This is a genomic window from Alteromonas sp. BZK5 (assembly GCF_014349115.1).
In the GTDB taxonomy this organism is placed as follows: domain Bacteria; phylum Pseudomonadota; class Gammaproteobacteria; order Enterobacterales; family Alteromonadaceae; genus Alteromonas; species Alteromonas macleodii.
This window is the reverse complement of the sequence record NZ_JACSOE010000281.1, coordinates 1-1,084: the sequence shown is the minus strand read 5'-3', so window position 1 is coordinate 1,084 and position 1,084 is coordinate 1. Positions and strand designations below refer to the sequence as shown.

The 1,084-nt window shown below is 39.1% G+C and carries 1 protein-coding gene; it reads right to left on the bottom strand.

What is annotated here, in order from left to right; translation table 11 throughout:
• Positions 1-73: 73 nt before the first annotated feature.
• Complete coding sequence (locus tag BIZ39_RS21965) at positions 74-667, bottom strand: Tn3 family transposase (protein ID WP_000107352.1); 594 nt, start codon at positions 665-667, stop codon at positions 74-76.
• Positions 668-1,084: the final 417 nt, after the last annotated feature.

The window sequence follows — 1,084 nt, the reverse complement described above, 5'->3', positions numbered from 1 at the left end:
TTTGCCACACTTATAAGTAGTAACCCACCTCCGCAGCCATTTATTGGTGTGGTCTACAGAGGATTATGTCTTTTTAGAGGGGAAAATCCCTAGAACCCCATTGTGATACTTGGTAATCATTCCCCCCACGAAATTTATTGCCATTAACTGAAGTAATAGCACGTTTTAACTGATGGTATGCTTCACCTCTGTTCAAGGCTTGCTGGACGTAATGACGCAACGTTGAATTATCAACATACTCCAAAACATAAATAGATTTAATTAAACGGTCGTACTCATGCAATGCTGACAATCTTCGGCTCTTGCCGTTACTCAACTTTCTAATGATTGTGCTTTGAGTGGTGGTTTTACGACTCAATGAACAAACAATATGCTGAATATTGTCCCATTCTTCAGCAATTAGCTTATGATTAATATCTTTCTTTAATTGAATACGGCCTCCGTTCTCTTCAGTCACTTCAAATAGCTCAAAAAACACCTTTTTCATTTTCGCGTATCGAGGGGCGAATGTGTAACCAAAGAAATCTAATATAGCGAAGTTAACATTATTGGTACCATGCGTATCGGTCGATAAGGTATTAGGCTGTATATCTGAAGAGTTGTTATAGAGTAAGTCAAAAGCAAAGTGACCTTCATATTCGTTAGCGCCAATGACTTGCGTACTCACCGGAACATGACGTGGTCAACCAAAATTGACCAACCCAGTTAAGCTACTTTTTTCAATTTCTTCATGTCCGCCTCATATTGATTTGAAATTTCCATACTTTATCTAATTCATGTTTTTCTAAATTAGCTAAAATGCAACTCAGAAATGTCCAGAAGTGAGTTGTGTGGTGTCGAGTGGAGATTGTACGATTAAGCCCCTAAGTAATTAGTCCGTCAGTCTCCCTCGGTAATCAAATTAGTACATCTTAGCGATCAAATTGGTAAAAAATTAGACATGTAGATGAATGCCCACCTTAAAAAATAGACAGCGGGTTGGGCTGGGTGATTTTTCTGGTGTTAGACGCCAGCAACCCATGCGGCAGAATGGTTGCTCACTTACTCGTCTATTTTTAGCGGGAATTCTTAGCCAACTGTATGA